Source organism: Acerihabitans sp. TG2 (assembly GCF_035013185.1).
Classification (GTDB): Bacteria; Pseudomonadota; Gammaproteobacteria; order Enterobacterales; family Enterobacteriaceae; genus Acerihabitans.
This window is the reverse complement of sequence record NZ_JAYGJO010000005.1, coordinates 197,677-222,379: the sequence shown is the minus strand read 5'-3', so window position 1 is coordinate 222,379 and position 24,703 is coordinate 197,677. Positions and strand designations below refer to the sequence as shown.

Genomic DNA, 24,703 nt, shown 5'->3' with positions numbered 1-24,703 from the left:
TAAAGAGTTAAGGGTATATGGCGTTGTTGAATAATCAGGGTTTGATTAGAAAATCGTTTAATGACTTAGCTTAGGTTAACGAAAAATCATTCCATTACAGATGACCATGCTTCACCCGCACCCATCAAAAAGACTGCATTTCGATTTATTCAATAAGACCACATTTTCTTTCTTCCAAAGAACGGATGCTAGTGAAAAATTAACCACTGCACAATTGAAATATTTTCAGCATCAAGTAGAACATTATTCCCGCCAGACAGGGTGTAAATCATCACCGATTGCCCAATGAGGCTGGCGGGGTGAAATACAGACCCCGCCGATCCATTTCTTCTGTGATGCATAATCCGGCCAGTATGCCCGATCCTGTATTACTTCAAGGCCCAACCGGGTCAACGTTAATAGGCGCCTGGGCCATTCAATATTTGGGTCCGATTCCGCAACCAGTGGTTCATCAGCATCAATCAGTGGCTTAATAACAGCATAAAACATGATGTCACCTAAATAAGGCAATGGCTCTCGCCGCTCCATGAGTTCTGCATATACGCTGGCGAATGCTACCGGACCGGCTTCATTGATATACTGCAAGGACAGGCGCTCGGTTAACGATAAGCCATTTTTTATATGGGGTAATTCCTGCAATTGTCGTCGCAGCGCCGGCGCAAGAAAAGGCAAACACGCGTGGGCCTGATGAGCAAGCTCCGCCATCTGAAGGGGCGATCCGCAACAATATGCCGACCACGCCTGCCTTGCAAGTTGGTGCGCCTCCCTGCCGATTAACCTGCGCTGTGGCCACAACCACGCCAGTACGTCGGGTGAAAGCTGGCCAATCCCGATAAAACGCGCCACACCAGGTATCTGGCCTATTTCTATCAATTCCAGTTTTTGTGGTAAATGCTCAAGGCTTGCCAAAACCCGGATCAGAAACAGCTGGTCATAGGCGTCAGCCTCGCACCACAGCACACCGTGCGCAAGTTCCGCTACTTTTGCCAGATGTTCATACTCTTGGTCAAAACGTCGCGTGACCTCACCCAGATCCATACCAAAAGCGTGCCTGATAAACTCGATTCTTTGTGTACGGTATGTTGCATGAGCAAGACCCTGAACCGGCCCCATGCATAACGGATCGGTCAGCGTGTGAAAGATCCCTTTAAAACCAGCGAGACGTAGACTGTGTTCGATGTCATTACCACATCGCCAGTGAACGGTATTGACTTCATCGTCTGCCGCAAAACGGGGATTTCGTGCAATAAAATCAATAGCGTCAATATGCGCTTTTAATTTTGGCCAACTGCTAAACCCCAGATCTTTAGCTATCAGCCATTGAGCATCGGAAAGTTTCACCGAAGACGATGCGTTGAGACTATGGAGAAAGGCGAGTTTTGCTGGCTCTGCGCCATTTTTTAAGCGCCGAAGAAGCTCCCGAGCGCGTTTGCGCTGTTGCTCAAGATTAATGCGGCCATTACCGATAGGTGATGCAGACATACGAGCTCCTTATCATGACCTTGTCCGCATTCAGGTATGGAGTCGTAAAATACGAGTTAAGAGCATGATCTTGGGCGCAGCCCTTTCCGCGGATGGAGGCGTAGATAACGCCAGCCATGAGTATAACGCCTGATAATGTTGAAAACAATCAGACCGCAGAAAGCGTGCCCCGGCATTACGGCGCTGTCTGAACGCGCATGTGATCGAGATCGGCAATCAGCCCCGGCCCCGTTGGGTGCCATGCCAGCCGCTGTTGCGTTAATGCGCTGGATGCGGACATGTCATGATCGACAAATGCGCTTATCCAACCAAAGTGAGCGGGCGCATCTTTGGCCTCAATGCGCATGACCGGCACGTTGAGGATACGGCCAATCGTGTCGGCGATGGTTCGCATCGAGATACCCTCTTGCGCGACAGCGTGGTACCGACTGCCTGCACTGTTTTTCTCCAGGGCCAATACATAAAGGCGTGCCGCATCGCTGATATGCACCGCTGACCAACGGTTCTGACCGTCACCGACATAGGCGGAAACACCTTTGTGTTGCGCCAACTCAATCAATGGGCTGATTAATCCCTGCTTCACAGTATCATGAACTTGCGAAAGGCGAATCACGCAAACGTTGACTCCACGCTGTGCGACAGCAAGGCCCCCGAGCTCCGACGCTTTACGCGGGTTCGGATGATCAGGATTGAAATGATCTTCGCTCGCCAGTGCGTTGTTCCCCATCGAACCCATGCCTACAGCGGAGGTAATGATCAATGGACGCTGGGATCCTTCCAGTACCGCCCCCATCGCTTCGATTGCCTGTCGGTCTCTTTCACAGTTCGCCACGAAGGTTGAAAAGTCGTGGTTGAATGCGGTATGGATCACCCCGTCAACAAACTTCGCACCGCGTCGCAGACTATCAAGATCGTCAATATCACCGTGATGTGCCTCGACGCCTGCGGCAGCAAGCGCATGTGCACCCAACTCGCTTCGTGTTAGCCCAAGAACCTGATGACCCGCGGTGATCAGTTCACGAGCGATGGTTGTACCCATAAAACCGGTCGCACCGGTCAGAAAAATACGCATGATAATTCACCTTTTCGTGGATGAAGGGCCGCAATCGCAGTCCAGTGATACTTACTGTAGATTCTGCTGGCGGCACGATCTATGCTGTAAAGTCGCTATTTATCGTCTCATCGTCCCGAGGTTTTATGGATCCCCTCTCAGAGTTGTTGTCTTTGCTTAAGCCCCGGAGCTATGTCTCTGGCGGTATTGCCCTAAATCGCGAGCTGGCGATCCAATGGCCGCAACATGATGGCATCAAGTGTTATGCCGTGGTGTCCGGACAATGCTGGTTATCGGTAGAAGGCGTGGCCGATCCGATACTGCTGACTGCCGGCGATTGTTACCTGTTACCGCCGGGTCCACCTTTTAGTCTGGCGACTGATTTGACGGTACAACCGGTCAATTTTGCGGTACTTCGCGCCGCACGATCGCTGACAAACCCCACCACCGGTGGCGGGGAAGAAGGTTGTTTTCTGGTCGGCGGTCATTTTTTGCTTACCGGTCACCACGCAGATATGTTGTTAGGTCCGCTGCCGCCAATTGTGCATATTCAGAATGAGTCAGATAAAACGACCATGCGCTGGTCGCTTGAACGCATGGCCGAAGAAGTACGTCTCCCACAACCTGGCAGCGCGTTGATCGTGCAGCAATTGGCTTACATGATGCTGATCCAGGCGTTGCGGTTGCACGTCAATGATAGCGCCAGTACCAGTGTTGGCTGGCTTTTTTCCCTTGCGGATAAACAGCTCAGTATGGCTTTGGCCTGTATGCATGAAGACCCGGGGCATGACTGGACATTACGCAAGCTTGCCATGAAGGTAGGCATGTCGCGTTCATCGTTTGCGAAGCACTTTAAAGCAAAGGTTGGCGCGGCACCGATTGAGTATCTGACGCATTGGCGAATGTTGCTCGCCTGCGACCGGCTAAAAAACGCGAATGACTCTATTGCTCGTATCGCGACGTCATTGGGTTATGAGTCTGAAAGCGCCTTCGGCAAAGCATTTAAACGCGTTATCGGTTGTTCACCAAGGCAGCATCAGTAAGCAACAGACTCATCTTGTCAGGTTGCTCAGCATTCAGAAAATGGGGGATCTTCGCACCGAAAAGTTGAATCACCTTGCCATTAAGCATCTGAAATCCATTTTTAGATCCGCTTTGTGTAATGGAGAACACACCATCAACTGAACGAAAATCCGGTTCTTCGGTAGGCAGGACTACCTCGCTGGACGTTTCGACGATGAAATTGTTGTTTCCCTGGGTTGCGTAAGCGGAGAATTTATTATCAAAGGACTGACCGGCATCGACAGCTCCCTGGCCAAATTTGTTCACTACCTCTTGCAGAAATCCAAAATTTGCCCGATGCCCGAACGAAAAACCGGGATCCAACTCATAGCGCAGAAATCCGGAGTCTACCGCTGTATTCGCGATACCGTCCCCAGTCAGAATACCTGTGGCAGTCGTGGCGTCTGTATCGGTAAAGCGGAGAGTCTGCGCATGCCCGCTCATATCGTACATTCCTCCGTTATTGACATTCCCCTCCATATTGCCAAACATACGGTAATCACCCAGATCATGAGCCAGATCGTCAACATACTGCAAGTCTGTACCCTGCTGTTGGGCCTGGGCATACAATTCTGACAGCATGTCACGATCATCATTGGTGAGGAAGTTAACAGAGGACACGCCCATGGTGGTACTTGTCAGTTGCGTCAAAACGGGAGGATTCGCACTCGTATCACCAAACAGACGAGATAGCATAAGCCCTTTGCCACTGAAGTTCACCGAGTCTACCGCCGACAACTGCTTGTCCTGCACATCATTCGTCTGTGAAGGTTGTGATTGAACTGATATTTGGGCGGTGCTCGACAGATTTTGCGTCTGAACATAGGCCGTCGAAGCCGAGTTAATTTCCATGTTTACATCCTCTCCCCTGTTTAAAGCAAATCTGCGATGGCGGCATCATCGGGCTGATGAACAGATACGCTCACTCAATCGCGATAATTCCATATCACGCTTTTTGCCAAGAAGGCTGAACGTTATCATCAGAATTGCCGGTAATAATATGTCGGACGCCAAGACAGGCACCTTGATAAAAGGCAACGCATTGAATGGTTAAATAGTGCCGGACGAACCACCCATCAACCTGTTTCAAATTTAATGACGGTTAGATGAAATGGGTCATATCACGATATTAACGGCATAATTATCACAAAGTTTAATCATTGCGTCGTGGAAATGTACCTGGATAATGTGGAGATGGGGTCAACTGTGAAAGTCCATAGTCTACAACGCCCAGTATTCCCGCCCTATATGCTCACGATTTGTAAGGATTTTGTCATGATAACACGCCCCTTTATGGGCGAATAACATCACCCATGATGATCTTTTTTAGACAGTGTATGGTCATATCCCCCACAAATCAGCAATAACGCTGGAAATCTCTGTTCTGCACAGGTCCGCTCAGCAGGCGGTGAAATATTTAGATGCAGTTAGCTGTTAAGCTTTTGCTTTATCGTGCCGTTAGTAACGCCACGATAAAATGAAAGGACTTAAAGGATTGGCATGCGAAACATCGGCTTTATGGGTAGATTACGCATCGCGCTGGCAATGGCACTGGTCGGTTTATTGGTACTGGGCATATGGTCTGTATTGGAAAGCCGGGACATGATGCTTAAAGACAGACAACGTGGTGTTAAAAATATGGTTGAGGCGGCCCAGTCTATCGTTGATGACTATGCGATCAAAGCCAATAACGGGTTGATGCCCCAGGCACAAGCGCAGGAAGAAGCGCTGGCGAAACTCAAGGCAATGAAATATGGCAAAGATGGTTATATGTTCATTTTTAACCAGGATCTGACGCTACTCATGATCGGTAATCCATCGTTGAGCAAATTAGAAAACCATAGCGTTAAGGATCGTACCGACTCCAATGGCAGCTTCTATTATCGGGAATTTTTAAAGGCAGGTAACGCTGGCGGCGGCTTTGTCCATTATACCAGTCACCTGCCAGATACCGGCCTCAGTGCCGATAAGGTCAGCTACGTCAGTCACTATCCTACCTGGAACTGGTATATCTGTTCCGGTGTATTCCTGGATGACGTGCAGACCGCGTTCTACAAAAACCTGCTGAATTATTTCTTAGTCATCCTGCTGGTTGGTCTGGCGGTTTCAGTGGTTATGCTGCTCACCATGCGCGCGACACAGCGAAGCCTGGGCGGCGACCCGGAATATGCCAAACACGTGATTGAGCAGATTGCCGAAGGGAATTTACATACCGACATCACACTGCGTGACGGTGACACTAATAGCCTGCTCTCGACGATGGCAAAGATGCAACAGCGTCTGGCGGAAATTGTCGGTGAGGTACGCCTAGGGGCAGATCAGATGCAACTGGCCTCTCAGGAGATATCACAAGGTAACAGTGACTTAGCACGCCGCACCGAGGAACAGGCCTCATCGCTACAGGAAACGGCAGCCAGCATGGAACAGCTTACCTCAACGGTGAAACTCAATGCTGAAAACGCCAGACAGGCGCGCGACCTGGCGACCGGTTCACGCACACTGTCGTTGAAAAACAAGCAAACCGTGGATAACACAGTCTCCAGTATGCAGGGGATCAATGAGCAGGTGGATAAAATGGGTGACATCATTTCCACCATAGAAAAAATTGCTTTTCAGACCAATATTCTAGCGCTTAATGCGGCCGTTGAAGCCGCCCGAGCGGGTGAGCAAGGGCGCGGATTTGCGGTCGTTGCCGCAGAAGTGGGTCAACTGGCGAAAAGCAGTGCCAGCGCGGCAAAAGAGATAAAAATGCTGATCACCGTGTCGACCGAGAGGATCGCCACGGGCAGCAATAGTGTGACGCTGGTCGGTGAATCCATGCAGGAGATGCTGACCTCTATCGTTAATGTGTCGGATTTGATCACGGAAATATCAAATGCCTCAATTGAACAGAGTGAAGGCATTAATCAGGTGAATATCGCCGTGACACAAATGGATCAGGTCACTCAGCAGAATGCGTCACTGGTTGAGCAAAGCGCAGCCGCCTCATCGTCATTAAACGATCAGGCGCAGAAACTGCAGCAAGTGGTGTCGATATTCAAACTGGCATAATCAGTTCTATTCTATTTATTCAAGGTGAATAAAATAATGCCATTATCAACGAGTAAGGTGATACTTTTCGCGCGGCAGTAGGTTGGCTCAGCGTCTTATCGAAGAACGTGTGGCACAAAGAGATCGGGCAACATTGGTAAGATGATCTCCATGGGCGAGCACAAGTATGACGATAAGGCGTTACGCGTAAGATTTATCACGTGTTTGTTGCACTGATTTTTCCATCCGACGTCGTTCATCAGCATCAATCTAGTAAGTGATGTACGGCGAACGAAAGTTTCTAATTATGCGTTCTCCCCCCTAGTGTCAGGATAGATGCCCCACCCCATAAAAATACTAATGGGTGATGGGGACACAGAGGAACATCTTTCACATGCCGATCACCTTCAACGTTTTTCAGGATCCGCAAGATCTGATTTTCAGTGAAACGCACTTTTTTCATGACGGCAACTGTTAACGAAATTAACAGTTACCGCTATCAATTAAGTGAATACATGAGCGAAAAAAGTTGCTTTAGGATAACGGTGAAAATTTATCTAAAGCTCCATTGCACGCTCACGACAAACACAGAAGGAATAATTATCCCACTTTCAATACTGAAGTAACTTGTAAAATTGTATTGAATTGCATGATATATATAGGGTGAAAATCCTATTCCGGTTATTTTCTTAAAATCGTGATATGAGCCATGATCACCGCAGTGACTTAACGCATCAAAAAAGAATTCACCTGTATAACCATATACCCCTTTTAAAACCCAGTCTGAATCACCAGATATCCAGTCCCGTCTCAGCCCCATGGCTATACAGCGGTCACCAAAGCTGTTGCGCATCGTACCCAGTAATGCGCTGTATTTAGAATCTTCAGAGAACTTCCGCTCCACAGAAAAGAATCTATTATCAAAAAATTCGTTATATTGCCCGTAGTTACCTGTCAGGTGATACACAAACGAACCGGTATTAATGGAGTATAAATTTATCTCGCTAGCATCAGTTCCGGCGGTGAATGTCATTATAAAAAAACATAAAGCTTTGCTTAAGTTTTTAAACATTTCAATAATCTCTTTGATTATAAAAACTGTAGTTTCCACCTGAAAGTAACCTGAAATATATCCAGGTGCGAGAAACAATTCTATAATAAATTCTCTAAAAAGTAGTTTACATTTGTATAAAAAAAAACTTTATGACATAAATCAGATTTTGCCTGAGACGATCCGGTATAAACCTGCTGTCAACCGTCGGTTAACGACTTGCCGGCTGCGGTGACATATCCCACCACTTGCCATTTGTTAATCAGATAAGAAAGGTCGGATTGTCCTTAAATAACAGGTACGCCAACGGCGTTTTTAGCGTCATTTTCTGCTAAAAGTTCGGTGGCCCTCATGCTCAATACATCGAATTTCTCACGGCGTAAAACCTGAAATAACGCGTCTCGCGTCGATAGGCGTTAATCCCCCCGACGGGTACCTGCGCGAGGGATACCGCACCCGTCCCCCGCAATGGCGGCCACAGATGCCATTGCCGATCATTCCAGGCACGGATATTTCAGGCGTCGTTGAGGCGGTGGCTCAGGATTGACGCCGACGAACTCAGGCGCGGTGGATGACTTTATTCCAGACACCGCATGGAGCACGGGCATCAACCTCAACCTGTTGATTAACAACCTGTTCGTTTTCTACTCTACCGTGCAATATCAGTGTTAAATAATGAAGATAATACTTTGTCATGGAGGTCTCTTAGCTTTTCTTCATTGGCTTTTCTTTTAAAAAACGAACGTACATCATTTCCACAAAATAATGTCATCATGACTTCTACTTGCGCTTTTACAGTTTCAATATCTTTTTCTGGTTGGAATTTACAAAATTTAGCAAGTAAAGCATCAAACATTCTTGTATCGGCTTCTATATAAATAGCAGCAACCTTGGGGTTTTTACCTGCTTCAGCCATAACTTCCGACATAAGGATGTTGTCTGTTATGAAATCGTTATCAATTTTCTGCATTGCGTACTGCGTCGTTAGAATGTCCGAAATTTCAATAAGATTCACATCAAGAGATGTGAGTATTTTTAAGCGTTTGTCGACAATTTTTTTAACCACTTCATTTATAAGCTCTTCTTTATTTGTAAAATATCTATAAATCAAACCAACACTTAATCCAGATAAATCAGATATTTGTGACATTGATGCAGCATGAAAGCCCTGTTTTATAACACACAATCTTGTCGCTGTGAAAATTTGCGACTTACGCAGATTTATTTTGTTCTTTTTTGCTGTTTCCACATCGCTTAACATCGTGATCACTCCTATTGTATGTTTTGTGAAAAGGATCTTGCCAACTCAACATTTTTATATCAATACTATACTAGATATATGAGTGAGCGTTCACTCAATGTTTGATTTATTTAATTTAAAGATAACTGATGTAATTTTTTTATAAAATTTGTAATGAGATGTGACTTGAGCACTGTTTCACCTCTCAGAATAAAGAACACGACGCCGGAGGTGAGTATGCAAGTTATTCATGCCCGATCCATTTGTTAACACGTGTGTTAAATAGGCAAGTCACAAGTACATCAAAAGTGCGTCTGCAGATTGGTGGCATCATCAACTTGCCTCTTTTTCAGAGGAAGAAAAAGTTAAAGTGGAATGATTTTATATAAAATTTATGTACTTAAACGACCGATTGTTATAACGCTACTTAGCCTATTTTCAGAATGTATTTCATTGATTCATACTTATCAGAGACTCGCTGCGGAGAATGCGCCAAGGCACCTCATGTCCCCCAACGGGGTCGTCGATAAATGTGGCTTATGCAGAGTGGCATGATTACATTCTTGGCGATAAGTTACAAATAGTTCCAATAAAATTTTGGATTAAAAAATGACTAAATTTGATAAAAATTATACTCCTCTCGCCGTGCTCTTGTCGCTGGGGTTGATACAAAATGCTGCAGCTGATGATTTATCGCTTGGGGCTGCAGTCGGCATTAAAACCAGTCCTTACAAGGGTGCAAATACTAAAGCCTCCCCTCTACCTTTCATTAATTACGACTCTCAGTATTTTTTCATCCATGGTTTAGGTGCTGGCATTCACCTATACAAGGATGATCATAATGAATTTAATGTTATAGGTGAATATTCACCTATGGGGTTTAAATCCGGTGATACCGATGATAGCCAGTTAAAAAAACTCAACAAACGTAAATCAACCATCATGGCGGGTATGTCATATATCCATCGCGATATTTGGGGGGTTATCCATGCCGATGTCATGAGAGACACGTCGGGTGATAGCAATGGAATGACCAGTGACGTAGGTTATAGCTATCGTTTCGAATGGAATAAATTTGAGTTCACTCCTGGTGTAGGTGTGTTATGGAGCAGTAAAAAGCAAAATGAATATTACTATGGTATCAGTCAGAGCGAATCGTTGCGTAGTGGATTGAACGCCTATGATCCCAATGACAGCATATCTCCTTACGTACAAATGTCACTGGATTACCCCTTTGCAACTGACTGGAAAGCCTCTATCAGTGCACGTTATAGTGTCCTCTCCAGTCAAGTGAAAAACAGTCCTATGGTTGATAAATCAGGTGTTAGTTCATTAGGCATAGGTATAAATTACTCATTCTAAGTAACATATTGAATATTATTTCGTATTTGATGTGGAGTTTGACTGACAGGGCGTGATTTCCGTACGAATACATGAACGACAGCCAAGGCAATCAAGAAATCGTCCATACCCCTTGGACTGGTGGGGTAATAATTCCCCCCCGCCAGCCCTACTGGGCCATCGGCGAGAATTGACATTCCGTCTGGTGTGAATGGCGCCAGGCGGGATGTTATTTGCTTTGATGACATTTATTCTTAACTGGTTGATTATTTTCTTTTTATTTTTACTTTAAATAAAGAGGACAAAACATCATCATGAAGTTCTCGTAATCTTTCGTCATTCATTTCTCTTTTAACAAAACTGCGAATATCACTCCCATAAAACAGCTCCATCATTATCTCGACCTGAGCCTTAACAATATCGAGATTTTTCTTTGGCTGAAAAGCCATAAATTTGGATAATAATACATCGGACATTCTTACATCAGCGTCCTTAAAGATAGCCGCAACATGTTCATTTCTACGGACTTCGGCCAGCACCTCAAACATCAGAATGTTATCTGTTACAAAGTCGCTATCCAGCCTTTGCATGCCAAGTCTATCGGTCAACATGTCGGACATTTCTATAAGATCAATGTTCAAGGCTGTAATCATTTTCAAGCGTTTATTGACAATTTCTTTTACAATTTCATTTATCAGTTCTTCTTTATTAGAAAAATAACGATAAATAACACCAACGCTAAGCCCAGATAAATCAGATATTTGAGACATTGTTGTTGCATGGAAGCCATGCTGAATAATGCATTTTCTGGCGGCAACTAAAATTTGTAACCTTCGCAGGTTAACTTTCTCATCTTTGGCCTTTTCTGATGTATTCATAACATTACGTTTCCCTAGTGTAATTTTAGTGAAAATGGTCTTGCTAACATAATTTTTATACATCCATAATACGTCAAATTTTGAGATTGAGCGTTCATTCCATGACAAAAAAAATCATCTGCCCCCTTTTAAGTGTACTGTTACTTACCGCGAGTGTGACTGGATGCAAGTGGGATTCGGATCCTCCTGCTACGGGATCAAATACACCACTCGAGGTGGCGGTAAAGTTGATTCATACGCAACCCGTGACATTAACCAGTGAGTTAACCGGTCGGGTGACCAGCACCATGACATCCGATGTCCGCCCTCAGGTCGATGGGATTATCAAGCAACGCCTATTCACCGAGGGGGCAGAGGTCAAAGCCGGGCAAGTTCTATATCAAATAGATCCTGCGACTTACCAGGCCAGTTATGACCAGGCGCTCGCGCAGCTAAAAAATGCCCAGGCAACGGTAGTGTCCAGCAAACTCAAAGCCGATCGGTATGCCGAACTGGTCAAAGAAAAAGGTGTATCAAAACAGGATGCCGACGATGCAAAAGCAACCTACCTGCAAGATGTTGCGTCTGTCGCCCAATACAAAGCTGCACTTGAAAGCGCACAAATCAATCTAAATTACACCAAGGTCCGGGCGCCTATCTCGGGCCGTATCGGCATCTCCTCCGTTACCCCAGGCGCGTTGGTCACGGCCAGCCAAACGGATGCGTTGGCCACTATCAGGACGCTGGATCCGATTTATGTTGATCTGACGCAATCCAGCACAGAGTTATTAAAACTCAGGAAACAGCGTAAGAATACCCAGCTGAAAGGCGATATTCCGGTCACGATCACACTAGAAGATGGGACGACTTATGCCCCACAGGGGAGACTCGAACTGACTGAAGTTTCCGTTGATGAGTCCACAGGCTCGGTGACCTTACGTGCGGTAGTCCCTAATCCTGAAAACACACTTTTACCGGGCATGTATGTGCGGGCAACGGTGGATGATGGTGTTGACACACACGGTGTTTTAGCATCGCAGAAAGGGATATCGCGTGATGTAAAAGGCAATGCTATCGCCTACGTCGTCGACAAGGATAATAAAGTTGAGCAGCGTGTCGTCACGACCGAGCGTGTGATTGGAAGCGACTGGCTGATCAGTAAAGGGCTTAATGAGGGGGATAAACTTATTGTGGAAGGCACCTCAAAAATTCAGCCAGGCATGCAAGTAAAGGCCGTCGTTCTTGATGAGAAAAATGAGAGTTCGGCTGCGGATACGCCTCCTGGAGTGAAAAAATAATATGCTTGCTCAATTTTTTATCACTCGTCCTATTTTTGCCTGGGTCATCGCCATTGTCATTTCAATGTGTGGTGTAATGTCAATCAACAACTTACCCATTGCGCAATATCCTGACGTTGCACCGCCGCAAATTTCTATCAGCGCAACCTATACTGGGGCCTCAGCAGAAACACTGGAAAACAGCGTGACGCAGGTGATTGAGCAACAGCTCACCGGACTGGATGGCCTGCTTTACTTTTCATCGACCAGCACAGCCTCAACCGGACAAGTCAGCATTAAGGTGACGTTCAAGCAAGGAACGGATCCAGACATTGCTCAAGTGCAAGTACAGAACAAAGTACAACAGGCACAAAACAGTCTGCCGAGTGAGGTTACCGCACAAGGTGTGACGGTCAAAAAGAGCCAAAATGATTTTCTTCTGGTGATGAGTCTCTATGATAAAACGGATAAGTCCACCTCAGCCGACGTGAGCGATTATCTGGTCAGCAACATGCAGGATAGCCTCTCGCGTATTAATGGCGTCGGTGATGTCCAGGTGTTCGGCGCGCAATACGCCATGAGAATTTGGCTGGACCCGGCCAAATTGGCCTCGTATTTTCTGATGCCATCCGATGTTGAGACCGCATTGAAAAATCAAAATGCGCAAGTTTCAGCCGGACAGATAGGCGCCCAGCCATCCCAGGAAGGGCAGCAACTGGTGGCAACGATCAAAGCCCGTTCGCGTTTGCAAACCCCTGAGCAATTTAGAAACATTGTGCTTAAAAGCAACAGTGATGGCGCGATTGTTCGTTTAAAGGATGTCGCAAGGGTAGAGATGGGCCAGGAGACGTATAGCTCCAACGTACTGGCTAACGGGCATCCGGCCAGCGGTATCGCCATCAAACTGGCGCCAGGTGCCAATGCCCTGTCTACCGCTGAGCGTGTTAAGCAGAGCGTAGCCGACTTCGAGAAATCCATGCCAGTGGGTTACACCGTTGCCTACCCTCTTGATAGCACCGAGTTCATTAAGATTTCCATCGAAGAAGTCGTCAAAACGCTGTTAGAAGCAGTGGTTTTCGTGGTTATTGTGATGTTTGTGTTTCTGCAAAACATTCGTGCGACGCTTATCCCTGCTATTGCGGTACCGGTGGTCCTTCTCGGCACCTTCGGCGTTCTTTCTGCGTGTGGTTACTCCATCAATACGTTGACGATGTTTGGCATGGTGTTATCCATAGGCTTACTGGTCGATGACGCTATCGTGGTGGTAGAAAACGTCGAGCGCGTGATGCGAGAGGAACATCTGCCGCCAAAAGAGGCAACGGCCAAATCCATGCAAGAAATTACCGGCGCGCTGGTGGGCATCGCCATGGTGTTGTCGGCGGTATTTTTGCCCATGGCATTTTTTAGCGGATCAACCGGGGTGATCTACCGCCAGTTTTCGATCACCATCGTTTCTGCCATGGTGCTCTCGGTCTTGGTCGCATTGACCCTGACGCCTGCACTGTGCGCAACGCTGCTAAAACCGACCAAACACCACGAGAAACAGACGGGCTTTTTTGGTCTGTTCAACCGGGGTTATGCGAGTTTACAGCGCCGTTACTCGGCAAAGGTCGGTAACGTCATTCATGGTCCGATTCGTTACTTAGTGCTGTTTGGCCTATTGATTGTCGCGTGCTGTGTGATGTATCTGCGCTTACCTTCCGGTTTTTTACCTACGGAGGATCAAGGGTACATTATGGTGCAATATACGTTACCGCCAGGAGCATCGGATGAGAGAACCGCCCAGGTTCGTCAACAGATCGAAGATTACTTTAGCACTCAGGAAAAAGACAATGTTGGTGTCAAAATGCTGGTAAACGGCTTTAGTTTCGCCGGAAACGGGCAGAATGCGGGCGTGGGATTTATTGCATTGAAAAACTGGAGTCTGCGTAAAGGTAAGAATAACGGTGCAGATGCCATTGCGTTGCGGGCGACCAAGAACCTAGCGAAGATTCGCGATGCGCAAATCTTTGTGTTAACACCACCGTCGGTCAGCGGCCTTGGGCAGTCAAACGGATTTACCTTTGAGCTACAGGCGCAACCCGGCACCAGCCGCAGTGATTTACTGACCATGCGCAATCAGCTGCTAGGCAAAGCGAATCAAAACTCTGCACTGATGGCGGTTCGCCCTAACTCGCTGCCGGATTTACCGCAGTTGCAGGTCGACGTCGATGATCAAAAAGCACTATCGCTGGGGCTGTCTGTCAGCGATGTTGACAGTACACTGAGCAGCGCGTTCGGCGGTACCTATGTGAATGATTTTATTGACCGGGGCCGCGTAAAAAAAGTCTATATCCAGGGTGACAACGAATATCGCAGTAAGCCCGAAGATATTGGTCAATGGTTTGTCCGCAACAGTTCGGACGCCAGTTCAAGTAATTCGGCGAGAATGACCCCCTTCTCTGCATTTGCGTCGACTCACTGGGTCTACGGCTCTGACGCGCTCTCTCGTTACAATGGGTTGTCATCCTACGAAATACAAGGACAAGGTGCTCCAGGTACCAGCTCCGGTACCGCGATGGATACCATGGAAACATTAGCCAAAACATTGCCATCAGGAAGCACGTATTCATGGACCGATTTGTCCTATCAGGAAAAGCTGGCGAGTGGGCAGGCAATGTCGTTGTATGCCATATCGCTGCTTGTGGTTTTCCTGTGTCTGGCCGCGTTATATGAAAGCTGGGCGGTGCCTATTTCAGTGTTAATGGTGGTGCCGCTTGGCGTTGTCGGCGCGTTACTTGCCATTACCTTACGCGGCTTGGAAAACGATATCTATTTCCAGGTGGCGTTATTGACCGTGGTTGGTTTGTCGTCAAAAAACGCGATCCTCATCGTGGAGTTCGCAGAGGAAAACTATCGTCGAGGGCAAACGTTATTGGACGCGTCAATGAATGCCGCCAGACTCAGGCTTCGCCCGATTTTGATGACATCGCTGGCCTTTACCGCAGGGGTATTGCCGTTAGCCATTTCCACCGGCGCCGGCGCGAATAGCCGCATTGCAATTGGTACCGGAATTATCGGCGGAACACTCTCGGCGACTGTTTTCGCGGTCTTCCTGGTTCCCCTGTTTTTTGTATTAGTCCGTCGCGTATTCCCAGGTGTGCCACAGCCTAAAAAGGTGACGTCAGAGGACACAACTCATGCTGGAGAATAGTGTGATTAAACGTTTGTTCATTCTATCGTTGCCTGGATTATTGGCAGGGTGTATTTCATTGGATCCAACCTATCAGCGGCCCACGGCACCGGTGCCGGCCAGCATGCCCCAGGGCGCGGCTTATGCACCCCAGACGGCCCATTCGATGAATATGGCCGATACGGCATGGCGCGACTATATTCTTGACGCCAGGTTACGGCAGGTAGTGGCGATGGCTCTGGACAGCAGCCGGGATCTGCGTGAGGCCATCGCGGATGTGAAATCCGCGCAGGCACAGTTTGGCGAAGAGCGTTCCAACCTGTTCCCTACCGTGAATGCAGAAATCAGTAATACCCGCTCGCGGTCATTATCCGGGGTGGGCAACAACACCACGCTAAGCAATTCCGCTGAGGCCGATGCCAATGTCAGCTCATTTGAACTGGATCTGTTTGGCAAAAACCGCAGTTTGACCCGTGAACAGTTCGAGACCTACCTGGGAACCCAAGAAGGGGCGAGAAGCACCCAACTCACCGTGATTTATAATGTGGTCGATTATTGGATAACGCTGGCGGCGGATAAGAGTAATCTTATCGCGGCACAGCAAACCATGGAAAGTGCGAGGGATTCGCTTCAGGTGACACAGAACAACTTCAATCATGGGATCCTCTCCATGGTGGATGTGTCTTCTGCGGAAACGACATATCAATCTGCGCGTGCCGATGTTGCCAACTACACCACGAGTGTGGCCCAGGATAAAAATGCACTGGATCTTGCTGTTGGTCAAAGTGTACCAGAGGCACTTTTGCCGCAAAATATTGAGCATCTCAATGGCATAATGAAGGATATACCGGCAAACATTTCGTCAACAGTGCTGTTGAATCGACCTGATGTACTCGAAGCCGAGCATAATCTAAAAGCGACTAACGCCAGTATTGGTGCGGCACGGGCCAATTTTTTCCCGTCAATTTCACTCACCGCAAGTGGCGGCGTCGGGAGCTCACAACTCTCCTCGCTGTTCAAAAATGGTTCGGGGCTGTGGTCATTCTCGCCAAGTATCAGTTTACCCCTGTTTACCGGTGGCTATAACACCGCTGCATTGAAGTATTCTAAAGCGCAGAAAGAGCTCTATGTCGCCACCTATGAGAAGTCGGTTCAAACAGCGTTCCAGGAGGTTGCAGATGCATTAGCGCGTCGCGGTACCATTCAGGAACAGCTCAGCGCCCATAAAGCCTATGTGAGCGCGTCCGAATCCTATTACCATTTGGCCGATTTGCGTTATAGGAATGGTGTAGATACGTACCTCAATGCCCTAGATGCGCAAAGGACATTATATAGTGCTCAGCAAAATCTGATTTCTACTCAAGAAACCTACCTGGTCAATTTGATCACGCTATATAAAGTGATGGGCGGGGGAACATCATTGGACAAACCGGCCGATCAATAGTCGAGTCAGCAAGGTTATGGTTTTCAGGGCATAAAAGAGTAATGGTGCTATTCATTTTATAAGCACCATTATTTTTGAGTGTGGCCGGTGCCTGCCATTGGGGTTCGTCATTCATAAACATATCGAATTCGATAAGTGTCTTGGCCGTCGCCTGTGGGGAACGGGGTTTACAACAAATCCCGTGCCGACGTGTTCTGAACCACACATCTCTCAATCCAAGTTGAAAAGGCTTGAAATCTTGACCGGGTCTCATGCCCTTTAGGGCAAATCAGATCATAACCAAGCCCGGAGGGTATACGTTCGAATGGTGCGACCAGTTCGCCACCATCCAAATAGGGCTTAATCAGATGATAACGCCCCATCGCAATCCCCATTGAATGTTTTGCGGCAACCATCGTTAGCTCTTCGTGATTAAAAACATATTTATGTTTGAGGATACGAATATCGCGATCCGTCTTTTTTAGCCACTGCTGCCATTCAGCCAGCGGAGAAAGAAACTCCAGCGACTCGGTACAGTGTAAAAAACACGCTTCATGCAACCGCGACTCGTCCTTAAAAAATTCTAGTCGCTCAGCATACTCAGGTGTACAAACCGGTATCAAATATTCATCAAATAGCCGGTGATGATAGAAGTCAGCATGGCGATTCACATCACCATAGTAAATTGCCAAATCTACAGGTTGGTTTTGAAAATCTAACTTACTTGCTTTCACGCGGATTTTAACATCAAGGTGAGGGTGTACCCGTTGAAAGTCAGGTAAACGTGGAACTAACCACAAATGTGCGAATGTGGGTGCAACGCCAATATACAACTCACCGCGTAGCTCATTGAACCGAATATCTTCTATTTCCGAGAAGACACTATCCAGTGAATGGGTTAATGTTGTTAAAATACGGCGGCCTTCTTGAGTTAACTCAAGTTTTCGAGTCAATCTCACAAAAAGCTTAAACCCCAAGTCCTGCTCTAATTTTTTAATTCGATAGCTGACGGCACCTTGTGTCAGGCATAACTCCTCTGCAGCTAACGTAAAGCTAAGAAACTTAGCCACCACACTAAATGTATACAAGTATGTAAGTAAGTTTTGTTTGTGTTCCATTGGCGCGTTTACCTCGTGAATCCCCCAATATTCAACGGGAATCACATGTGGAATTTATACTCTCAATGCAAGCTTTCGCGTCTGCATTATGCCACCAGACCTCATGTATGGATATCCACCATTATAAAGCCACAGCCATCGATTGGTGAAATTCCGCGCCTCAGTAAGGTAACTAAATATATATCAATTTAGCGCGTAGAACGCGGCAGCGGGTACAGTCATCGATGGCGGTATACTACTATACCCTCGGCACGATTTTACCGCTTCACAATCGGCCATTTTAGTTAAACAATACCTATAAATAAAATAGATGAAAAAATTATCTGTTCTGGAGTTGATGAAGTTGGTGGTGAATGTCAATTAACTCTTCAATCAGCTCGCGTGCCAGCATGGCGGTCATAATATGGTCCTGGGCATGCACCATGATCAGATTAATGGCCAGTTTTCCGCTACCTTCGTCCATGCCGATAAATTCAGTCTGCACTTTGTGTGCCTGTTTGGCGGCCTCACTCGATTGTTCCAACAGGCTATCGATTTTATCCCATTCGCCTTTTTTAGCACAGGCCAAAGCCTGCATGGCGCAGCTTTTCGATTCTCCTGCGTTGATGATAAGTTCCATTATGGTTGCTTCAAAATTCATGTTGATAGTGTCAAGTTCCATACTTATCTCCCGAAGCTAATTGACCAAAAAAACGTTTCTAACAAGCTGTGACAAACCCTGGGTATCAAGGTCATGACCGCGTGAACCCTCATCAATGGCACGGAACGGTATGACGTTATAAAAATTTAAAAATTACTTCACTTTGATTATATTGCATTTTTTCATGATTTCTTTTGGTATTTCCTGGCCTATTCCAGGACGGTTAGGCACTGTAAGATAACCATCAACAGGCTGGTCATCATAAGTACCTAGATTTCTAGTAAACTGACTTAAATTACCCACATGATGCTCATGAATGCAAAAATTAGGAATGACTGCTTCTATTTGTATTGCGGCTGCCGCAGAAATTGGCCCCCCACAAATATGGGGTTGAACTAAAACATCATATATTCTAGCCATATCACAGATTTTCTTGCACTCAGATATTCCACCACACGTAGCAACATCTGGTTGAATGATATCTAATAGCCTATTTTCTAAAAATGGTTTAAACCCGTATCGTGTATAAATACGCTCACCGGCGGCCAAAGGAATATTTATTTTTTCTTTCAAACATTTAACCAGTTGAGGGTTTAGTGACCCACAGGCTTCTTCCATATAATAAATATTTAAATCATCGAGTAATTTACTTATTTGAAGGGCTGAATTGACATCAGTCTTGGCATGTAATTCCAAAATAATATCAACATCATCCCCAACAGCCTGTCTGATGGCTAATAATCTTTCACGACATAACTTTAATTTATCATATGTCAAAAGCCCATCATTTCTGGAAATTTTTCTCCCCTGTTGGTCTCGTTGTATTGGATCTACTTTAATGGCGGTATAACCTTCGTCAACGGCTTTTTTTGCGGCTGCTGCAATTTCCTCAGTCCCACCTAGTGGTGCTGAATCGGCATCCCAGCCAAATTGAATCTGGCTAGCATATGCCCTGATTTTATTACGTGTTTTTCCACCTAATAATTCATAAACCGGTGCATTTAATGCTTTGCCTTTTATATCCCACAACGCAATATCGATTGCACTGATAGCTGAAAATATTACGGTCCCACCGCCTTGTCCCCAAAAGGTATCTCGATAGAGATGATCCCAAATTTTTTCTATACATAAGGGGTCTTCTCCTATAATCAACTTAGAAAAATCTTGAATTTGTCCAATGGCACCCAGTTTCGCATTACCATAAGCAACGCCGGCTTCACCAAAACCACTTATCCCCTCATCGGTATTTATTTTTATAAAAATGGGTTCATTAGGTGCCGATTTATCAAAATCGGCACAAAATACTTCAATGTCAGTAATTTTCATCTTTAATTTTACCTTAGAAATCAATTAAATATGTCGATCGCATATATTCACGCCACACCAACATTCAGATATCGCGGAAATGAGTTGGCCTTCAGCAAGCTATCGAGATGAGAATCGGGTTATCTCGAGCACAAAAACTAACGTTACATAAAAGACGATGAAATCTGCTTACAGGCGTCTCATTTCCACCCAAATGTAAAGATCGCGTTCTACTATGATTTTATTTAGCCATTTTCATGCAGAAATCCAATACTTTCTTTCCGTTCATCAACCCATAATCAACCATGTTTATTACATCACACGGGATATTCTTTTCATCACATATTTTTTTAACTTCGGGTAGTTTGTATTTAATTTGCGGGCCTAACAAAACAACGTTCACACCCTCTATATTTGATTTTAACTGATCGATGGCGACTGCAGATACTTCACACTCAATATTTTCAGCTTCAGCCGCTTTCTTTATTTTAGTAACTAATAAGCTTGTTGACATTCCTGCCACACAACAAAGTAATATTTTTATCATTTTGTTTTCTCCACATGTTTTTATGATTATTTTATTGCTTTTATACAAAATTCATTTAATTCTTCTGTTTGCATTTCTTCTTTACATTTTTGGGCATCAAATACTTTGAAAAATGGATAATAAATGACTGCGACAATTAATAAATTGACCGCTGTTAATATAACCGCTGCAAAACTCCCATTTGTCGCGAGAAACCCATATATCCCAACAGGTGTAGTCCAAGGTAAAGTTACTCCCGTGAGTTTAGGAACAAGACCTGTTGCCATAGAAAAATAGGCAGTTGTTGTGGCGACCAGCGGGGCGATAATGAAAGGTATTAATAACAATGGATTCAATACCATTGGTACGCCAAATATAACAGGTTCATTTATGTTAAATATACCGGGAACGATTGACAATTTGCCAATTTCTTTTAGATGTCTCGATTTTGCTAAAAAAGCCATAAAAAGGACTAACATCAACGTCGAACCTGCTCCTCCCATTTTTGTAGAGAAATAGAAAAAGTCAAACGTGACAATATTTGGCAATTCTTTTCCCGCTTCAAAAGCAATTCTATTTTGATCCATAAATGTAAGCCAAATAGGCATCATCACAGCTTGAACTATCGTTGAACCATGTAATCCGACGGCCCAAAGTAAGCTAATAAACAACGTTGTTAGCATAGCGCCCCAATAGGAACCGCCAGCATATAATAAGGGTTTTGAGACTATCGTTTGTATTAAATTGTGTAAATCACCCCAATGTGTTTTTTCAAACCCCACTCTTAAAACTAAAGAAAATGTTATTATAAACAGCAGTGGGATCAATGCGGTAAAGGATTTTGATACGGCCGGTGGTACACTATCAGGCATTTTTATAACAAAGCCTTTTTTTACAAAAAATCTCATTATTTCTACAGATAAAATGGCCATAAGGATAGAAACAAACATTCCCTTTGCACCCATATAATTGAGATTTATACCAGAAACATCTATTGTTTTGTTTAGCTCTTTCACAAAAATGGGTATTTGATAAGGAGACACTATCATAAATGATGCTACCGAAGCAGTGGCTGCTGCCACGGCATCGAGTGAATATTTCTCAGCCAATCTATAGGCAACACCTATACTGACAAAAAGAGCCAGTAAGCCAAAGGTTGCATAAACCGGATAAGATAAAACTTGCTTCCATCCACTACCAAAAACTGAAGCCATAAAATCTGCATAACCAGGGACTGGCAGATTGGCAATGATTAAGAATATAGAACCCACTATAATTAATGACATTGACATCACCAATCCATCTCTTATAGCTTGTAGATGTCTTTGATTTGCAACTATTGCAGCATATGGAACAAAATACTTGTCCAAAAATTCCGTTAATTTATTCATAATGTTACACCGTAGTTATGGAAGACGTTTATCTTTTATAAAACAGAAATAGTGATATCCTTCGATATTTTATTTTTTATTTAATTCCATATGCTTTATACTGTCTTTTTTCTCGATTCTATTCTATGATCTGCCTCCCATTTTCATTAAAAAATATATAAGTAGTTTTATTATTTTATTCTTTCAAGTAAAGAGGTAATATCTCGATAACAGCCTGGACGATTCGCATAGAGAATAAATTAAAATATACCGTTATTGGTATTCAACCAATCACAATAGAATTGGATTAACAGCCATAAATAGGTGGTGAACTTATTATTTAAGTTCCAAGTCTCTATTCAACCATCCACTTAAACTGCGGCATGAAATCTAGATTCTCTGTTATGGTTTCTTTCAGTGCATCATCGAGTACACTGCCTGTATTAACGAGTGGGTTAAGAATTAACGCGCGCTTAGCATCATTCAGATTACCATTAACTGCAGCACTCACAGTGAGTGTTTCAAATTCTTTCATCAATTGAATCAAACGTAGCGTATCGGAAGGGAATGGCGCAACGTTCAGTGGGAGTGGACCGTTTTGAGTGATCACAGAACTGACTTCTACCACACAATCAGCAGGTAGGCCGGTGATGGTACAGTTGTTACGCGTATTCACATGCATTATGGTTCGTTTATCATTATAGATAGAAGCCATCAGTTCGCACGCAGCTTCCGAGTAATACTGACCCCCACGTTTTTCCAGCTCTTTTGGCTTTTCTGCTAACTCCGGATTTTTGTAGAGCGTAAACAACCGTTTTTCCATGGCTTTCACGACTTCACCACGGGTTCCTTCGTCGCCAGCCTCATGCAGTTCCTGCTGCATAATGTCCTGACTCATATAGTAGTAACGAAGGTATGCACAAGGGATCATCCCCATATTCTCGATAAGCTCTCTTGGCCAAGCGAACTTTGGAATGTTGCTGGGGATAAGATAGTCTCTTCCATTGAGTATTTCTTGTACTACCTCGTTAAGTTTGTCCTCGCCTTTGTGTAAAATCTGGCGAGCCCAAATTAAGTGATTAAGACCAGCGACTTGCATAATAAAGTCTTGTTCATGGACGTTCAGTAGCTTTGCGATGCCTTTTTGCATGATAACCGGCACGTTACACAAACCAATTGCCTTCACGTTAGTATGCTTAAGGATGGCCTCTGTAACGATACCTGATGGGTTCGTAAAGTTTAGCAACCAAGCATCTGGACAGAGCTTTTCCATGTCTTTACAGATGTCTAATGCGATGGGGATGGTACGACATGCGTTAGCGAACCCACCTAGCCCATTTGTTTCTTGGCCAATCATGCCGTATTTGAGTGCAATACGTTCATCTCTTATACGACCTTCAAGACACCCGGCCCGGAACTGTGAACAGACAAAATCGGCATTTTCCAACGCCAGGCGGCGGTCAAAAGTGACCTGTACATCGATGCTCAGACCGGCTTTCTTGATCATACGCCGAGAGAGTTCCGCAATAATGTTGACCTTTTCTCGGCCCTCGTCGATATCGACTAGCCACAGTTCGCGAATGGGTAACTCATCCTTGCGCTTTAACAGCCCTTCAATCAACTCCGGGGTGTAGCTTGAACCACCTCCGATAACTGCAATTTTTAATTGTTTTTTCATGTCATATTCCTCGGTTGAATAAACTAAGTCAGTTTGACAGGAGATAATGTAACAAAACAAACTAAATACACGGTTCTATCTATTAAACTGTTTAATGCGTGTAGCACATTAACTGCCAACAATGTTGATATTGTTAACCATTTTTTATGCCGTGTGGTTCGATGACATATAACTGCCTGCAAAATGGAATAACAGGTTGACCGACATAGATCAACCGTGAAATAAACATACCGCTATCCTATATTTACAATATTTTCAGCGACCCTCTATTCTGTCAGTCTACAATATTATTGTTTTAGCACAACGATTGCCCACCACGGACTTATATTATTTAATGGAAAGTCGTTAAATAAACATTAAAAACGCAAAAAGACATTACATTTTATGCCGTATGATCAAACAGCATATTGTTTAATATAATAGAAAAATATCGTCATATGTAAAAAAGAAACGGCATGCTTTTTTATTGTTTAACTTAAATGATTTTATTTAAACTGGGTTTGAATACATCCATTATTAACTCAGGGATCAGCATTCCCGTCTTTTTATAAATAAACACACTTAATGGATATATGAATAAAATAACAAATGCTATTGGAATTAATAAATCGAAAGACTGCCGGATTTTATCTGGTACCTGTGGTGGTAACTTTAATCCAATTTTGTTTTTCATTAAGAAATGCATCATTTCTGGTATAACAATACCGATGACCATCGCTGTGAAAATCCCACCACCTCCCATGTTTGCCATGGATAATGCTCCGTTGGTGATTGGGGCTGATACCATCAGGAATGTTGACAATGATAAAAGACCGGCAAGAAACGGATTAATATCCCTGTAGTTCCTGGCTAAGTTATAACCTAGTCCAGTGACAATCCATAATGTCATAATTCCCATGGTGTAATAATAGGGGGCCATAATTTCATCGTGATAATTTGACGCAAAAATAGTCCAAAAATTGATGGTATGCTTTGAAAATGGGGGATTCGCAATAACAACTAAAAAAGATCCAACGATAATGAAGGGAACCGCACCAATAACGGCATTGACGTCCCTACCCGCGAGCGACTTACACTCAG

At 44.8% G+C, this 24,703-nt stretch carries 19 protein-coding genes; 6 read left to right on the top strand and 13 right to left on the bottom strand.

The annotated features are described in order from the left end of the window. Nucleotides 1–243: 243 nt before the first annotated feature. Nucleotides 244–1,482 carry a DUF1835 domain-containing protein gene (locus tag SJI19_RS06765; protein WP_323477501.1) on the bottom strand — a complete coding sequence of 413 codons (1,239 nt, stop codon included), beginning with the start codon at nt 1,480–1,482 and terminating at the stop codon, nt 244–246. Nucleotides 1,483–1,657: 175 nt separating this feature from the next. Continuing rightward, nucleotides 1,658–2,554 (bottom strand): SDR family oxidoreductase, encoded by an 897-nt coding sequence (locus SJI19_RS06760; protein ID WP_323477500.1) that lies wholly within the window; start codon nt 2,552–2,554, stop codon nt 1,658–1,660. Nucleotides 2,555–2,679: 125 nt separating this feature from the next. Here SJI19_RS06760 and SJI19_RS06755 point away from each other — a divergent pair, with 125 nt between their 5' ends. Then, complete coding sequence (locus tag SJI19_RS06755) at nt 2,680–3,576, top strand: AraC family transcriptional regulator (protein ID WP_323477499.1); 897 nt, start codon at nt 2,680–2,682, stop codon at nt 3,574–3,576. On the opposite strand, the gene SJI19_RS06750 is transcribed toward SJI19_RS06755, so the two are convergent. Beyond that, nucleotides 3,545–4,447, bottom strand: a complete 903-nt coding sequence (locus SJI19_RS06750) for a hypothetical protein (RefSeq protein WP_323477498.1) — start codon at nt 4,445–4,447, stop codon at nt 3,545–3,547. The genes SJI19_RS06755 and SJI19_RS06750 overlap by 32 nt on opposite strands. Before the next feature lie 648 nt (nt 4,448–5,095). On the opposite strand from SJI19_RS06750, the gene SJI19_RS06745 reads away from it, so the two are divergent. Next, nucleotides 5,096–6,646 (top strand): methyl-accepting chemotaxis protein, encoded by a 1,551-nt coding sequence (locus tag SJI19_RS06745; protein WP_323477497.1) that lies wholly within the window; start codon nt 5,096–5,098, stop codon nt 6,644–6,646. Nucleotides 6,647–7,178: 532 nt separating this feature from the next. Here SJI19_RS06745 and SJI19_RS06740 read toward each other — a convergent pair. Together SJI19_RS06740 and SJI19_RS06735 are read right to left on the bottom strand one after the other, a co-directional pair. Further along, on the bottom strand, nt 7,179–7,658 hold the full coding sequence (locus SJI19_RS06740) for a hypothetical protein (protein WP_323477543.1): 480 nt from the start codon (nt 7,656–7,658) through the stop codon (nt 7,179–7,181). 667 nt (nt 7,659–8,325) lie between these two features. After that, a complete protein-coding gene (locus SJI19_RS06735) occupies nt 8,326–8,937 on the bottom strand; it encodes a TetR/AcrR family transcriptional regulator (protein ID WP_323477496.1) in 612 nt (203 codons plus the stop codon). A 588-nt stretch (nt 8,938–9,525) separates the two neighbouring features. On the opposite strand from SJI19_RS06735, the gene SJI19_RS06730 reads away from it, so the two are divergent. Further along, entirely contained in the window at nt 9,526–10,278 is a 753-nt protein-coding gene (locus SJI19_RS06730) for a MipA/OmpV family protein (protein WP_323477495.1), read from the top strand. 245 nt (nt 10,279–10,523) lie between these two features. Here the strand turns inward: SJI19_RS06730 and SJI19_RS06725 are convergent, their stop codons facing one another. Next, complete coding sequence (locus tag SJI19_RS06725; protein WP_323477494.1) at nt 10,524–11,135, bottom strand: helix-turn-helix domain-containing protein; 612 nt, start codon at nt 11,133–11,135, stop codon at nt 10,524–10,526. Nucleotides 11,136–11,236: 101 nt separating this feature from the next. Here SJI19_RS06725 and SJI19_RS06720 point away from each other — a divergent pair, with 101 nt between their 5' ends. From SJI19_RS06720 to SJI19_RS06710, 3 genes are read left to right on the top strand one after another with little or no spacing between them, the layout of a single operon-like run. Next, on the top strand, nt 11,237–12,412 hold the full coding sequence (locus tag SJI19_RS06720; RefSeq protein ID WP_323477493.1) for an efflux RND transporter periplasmic adaptor subunit: 1,176 nt from the start codon (nt 11,237–11,239) through the stop codon (nt 12,410–12,412). 1 nt (nt 12,413) lies between these two features. Beyond that, nucleotides 12,414–15,584 carry an efflux RND transporter permease subunit gene (locus tag SJI19_RS06715; RefSeq protein WP_323477492.1) on the top strand — a complete coding sequence of 1,057 codons (3,171 nt, stop codon included), beginning with the start codon at nt 12,414–12,416 and terminating at the stop codon, nt 15,582–15,584. After that, nucleotides 15,571–17,007 (top strand): efflux transporter outer membrane subunit, encoded by a 1,437-nt coding sequence (locus SJI19_RS06710; protein WP_323477491.1) that lies wholly within the window; start codon nt 15,571–15,573, stop codon nt 17,005–17,007. Before SJI19_RS06715 ends, SJI19_RS06710 begins: the two co-directional genes overlap by 14 nt. 167 nt (nt 17,008–17,174) lie before the next feature. Here the strand turns inward: SJI19_RS06710 and SJI19_RS06705 are convergent, their stop codons facing one another. The 7 genes from SJI19_RS06705 to SJI19_RS06675 form a co-directional block, all read right to left on the bottom strand. Beyond that, the gene (locus SJI19_RS06705) at nt 17,175–18,104 is read right to left on the bottom strand and encodes a LysR substrate-binding domain-containing protein (RefSeq protein WP_323477490.1); all 930 of its coding nucleotides are present in this window, start codon (nt 18,102–18,104) and stop codon (nt 17,175–17,177) included. A 319-nt stretch (nt 18,105–18,423) separates the two neighbouring features. Then, nucleotides 18,424–18,744, bottom strand: a complete 321-nt coding sequence (locus SJI19_RS06700) for a PTS lactose/cellobiose transporter subunit IIA (RefSeq protein WP_323477542.1) — start codon at nt 18,742–18,744, stop codon at nt 18,424–18,426. Between the two features lie 153 nt (nt 18,745–18,897). After that, nucleotides 18,898–20,070, bottom strand: coding sequence for a mandelate racemase/muconate lactonizing enzyme family protein (locus SJI19_RS06695; RefSeq protein ID WP_323477489.1), 1,173 nt, complete (start codon nt 20,068–20,070; stop codon nt 18,898–18,900). 220 nt (nt 20,071–20,290) lie between these two features. Continuing rightward, nucleotides 20,291–20,596: a PTS sugar transporter subunit IIB gene (locus tag SJI19_RS06690; RefSeq protein ID WP_323477488.1), complete on the bottom strand. Its 306-nt coding sequence runs from the start codon at nt 20,594–20,596 to the stop codon at nt 20,291–20,293. 26 nt (nt 20,597–20,622) lie between these two features. Continuing rightward, nucleotides 20,623–21,966, bottom strand: coding sequence for a PTS cellobiose transporter subunit IIC (gene celB / locus SJI19_RS06685; RefSeq protein ID WP_323477487.1), 1,344 nt, complete (start codon nt 21,964–21,966; stop codon nt 20,623–20,625). A 334-nt stretch (nt 21,967–22,300) separates the two neighbouring features. Then, nucleotides 22,301–23,623: a 6-phospho-beta-glucosidase gene (locus SJI19_RS06680; protein ID WP_323477486.1), complete on the bottom strand. Its 1,323-nt coding sequence runs from the start codon at nt 23,621–23,623 to the stop codon at nt 22,301–22,303. A 475-nt stretch (nt 23,624–24,098) separates the two neighbouring features. Further along, a complete protein-coding gene (locus tag SJI19_RS06675; RefSeq protein ID WP_323477541.1) occupies nt 24,099–24,662 on the bottom strand; it encodes a PTS transporter subunit EIIC in 564 nt (187 codons plus the stop codon). Nucleotides 24,663–24,703: the final 41 nt, after the last annotated feature.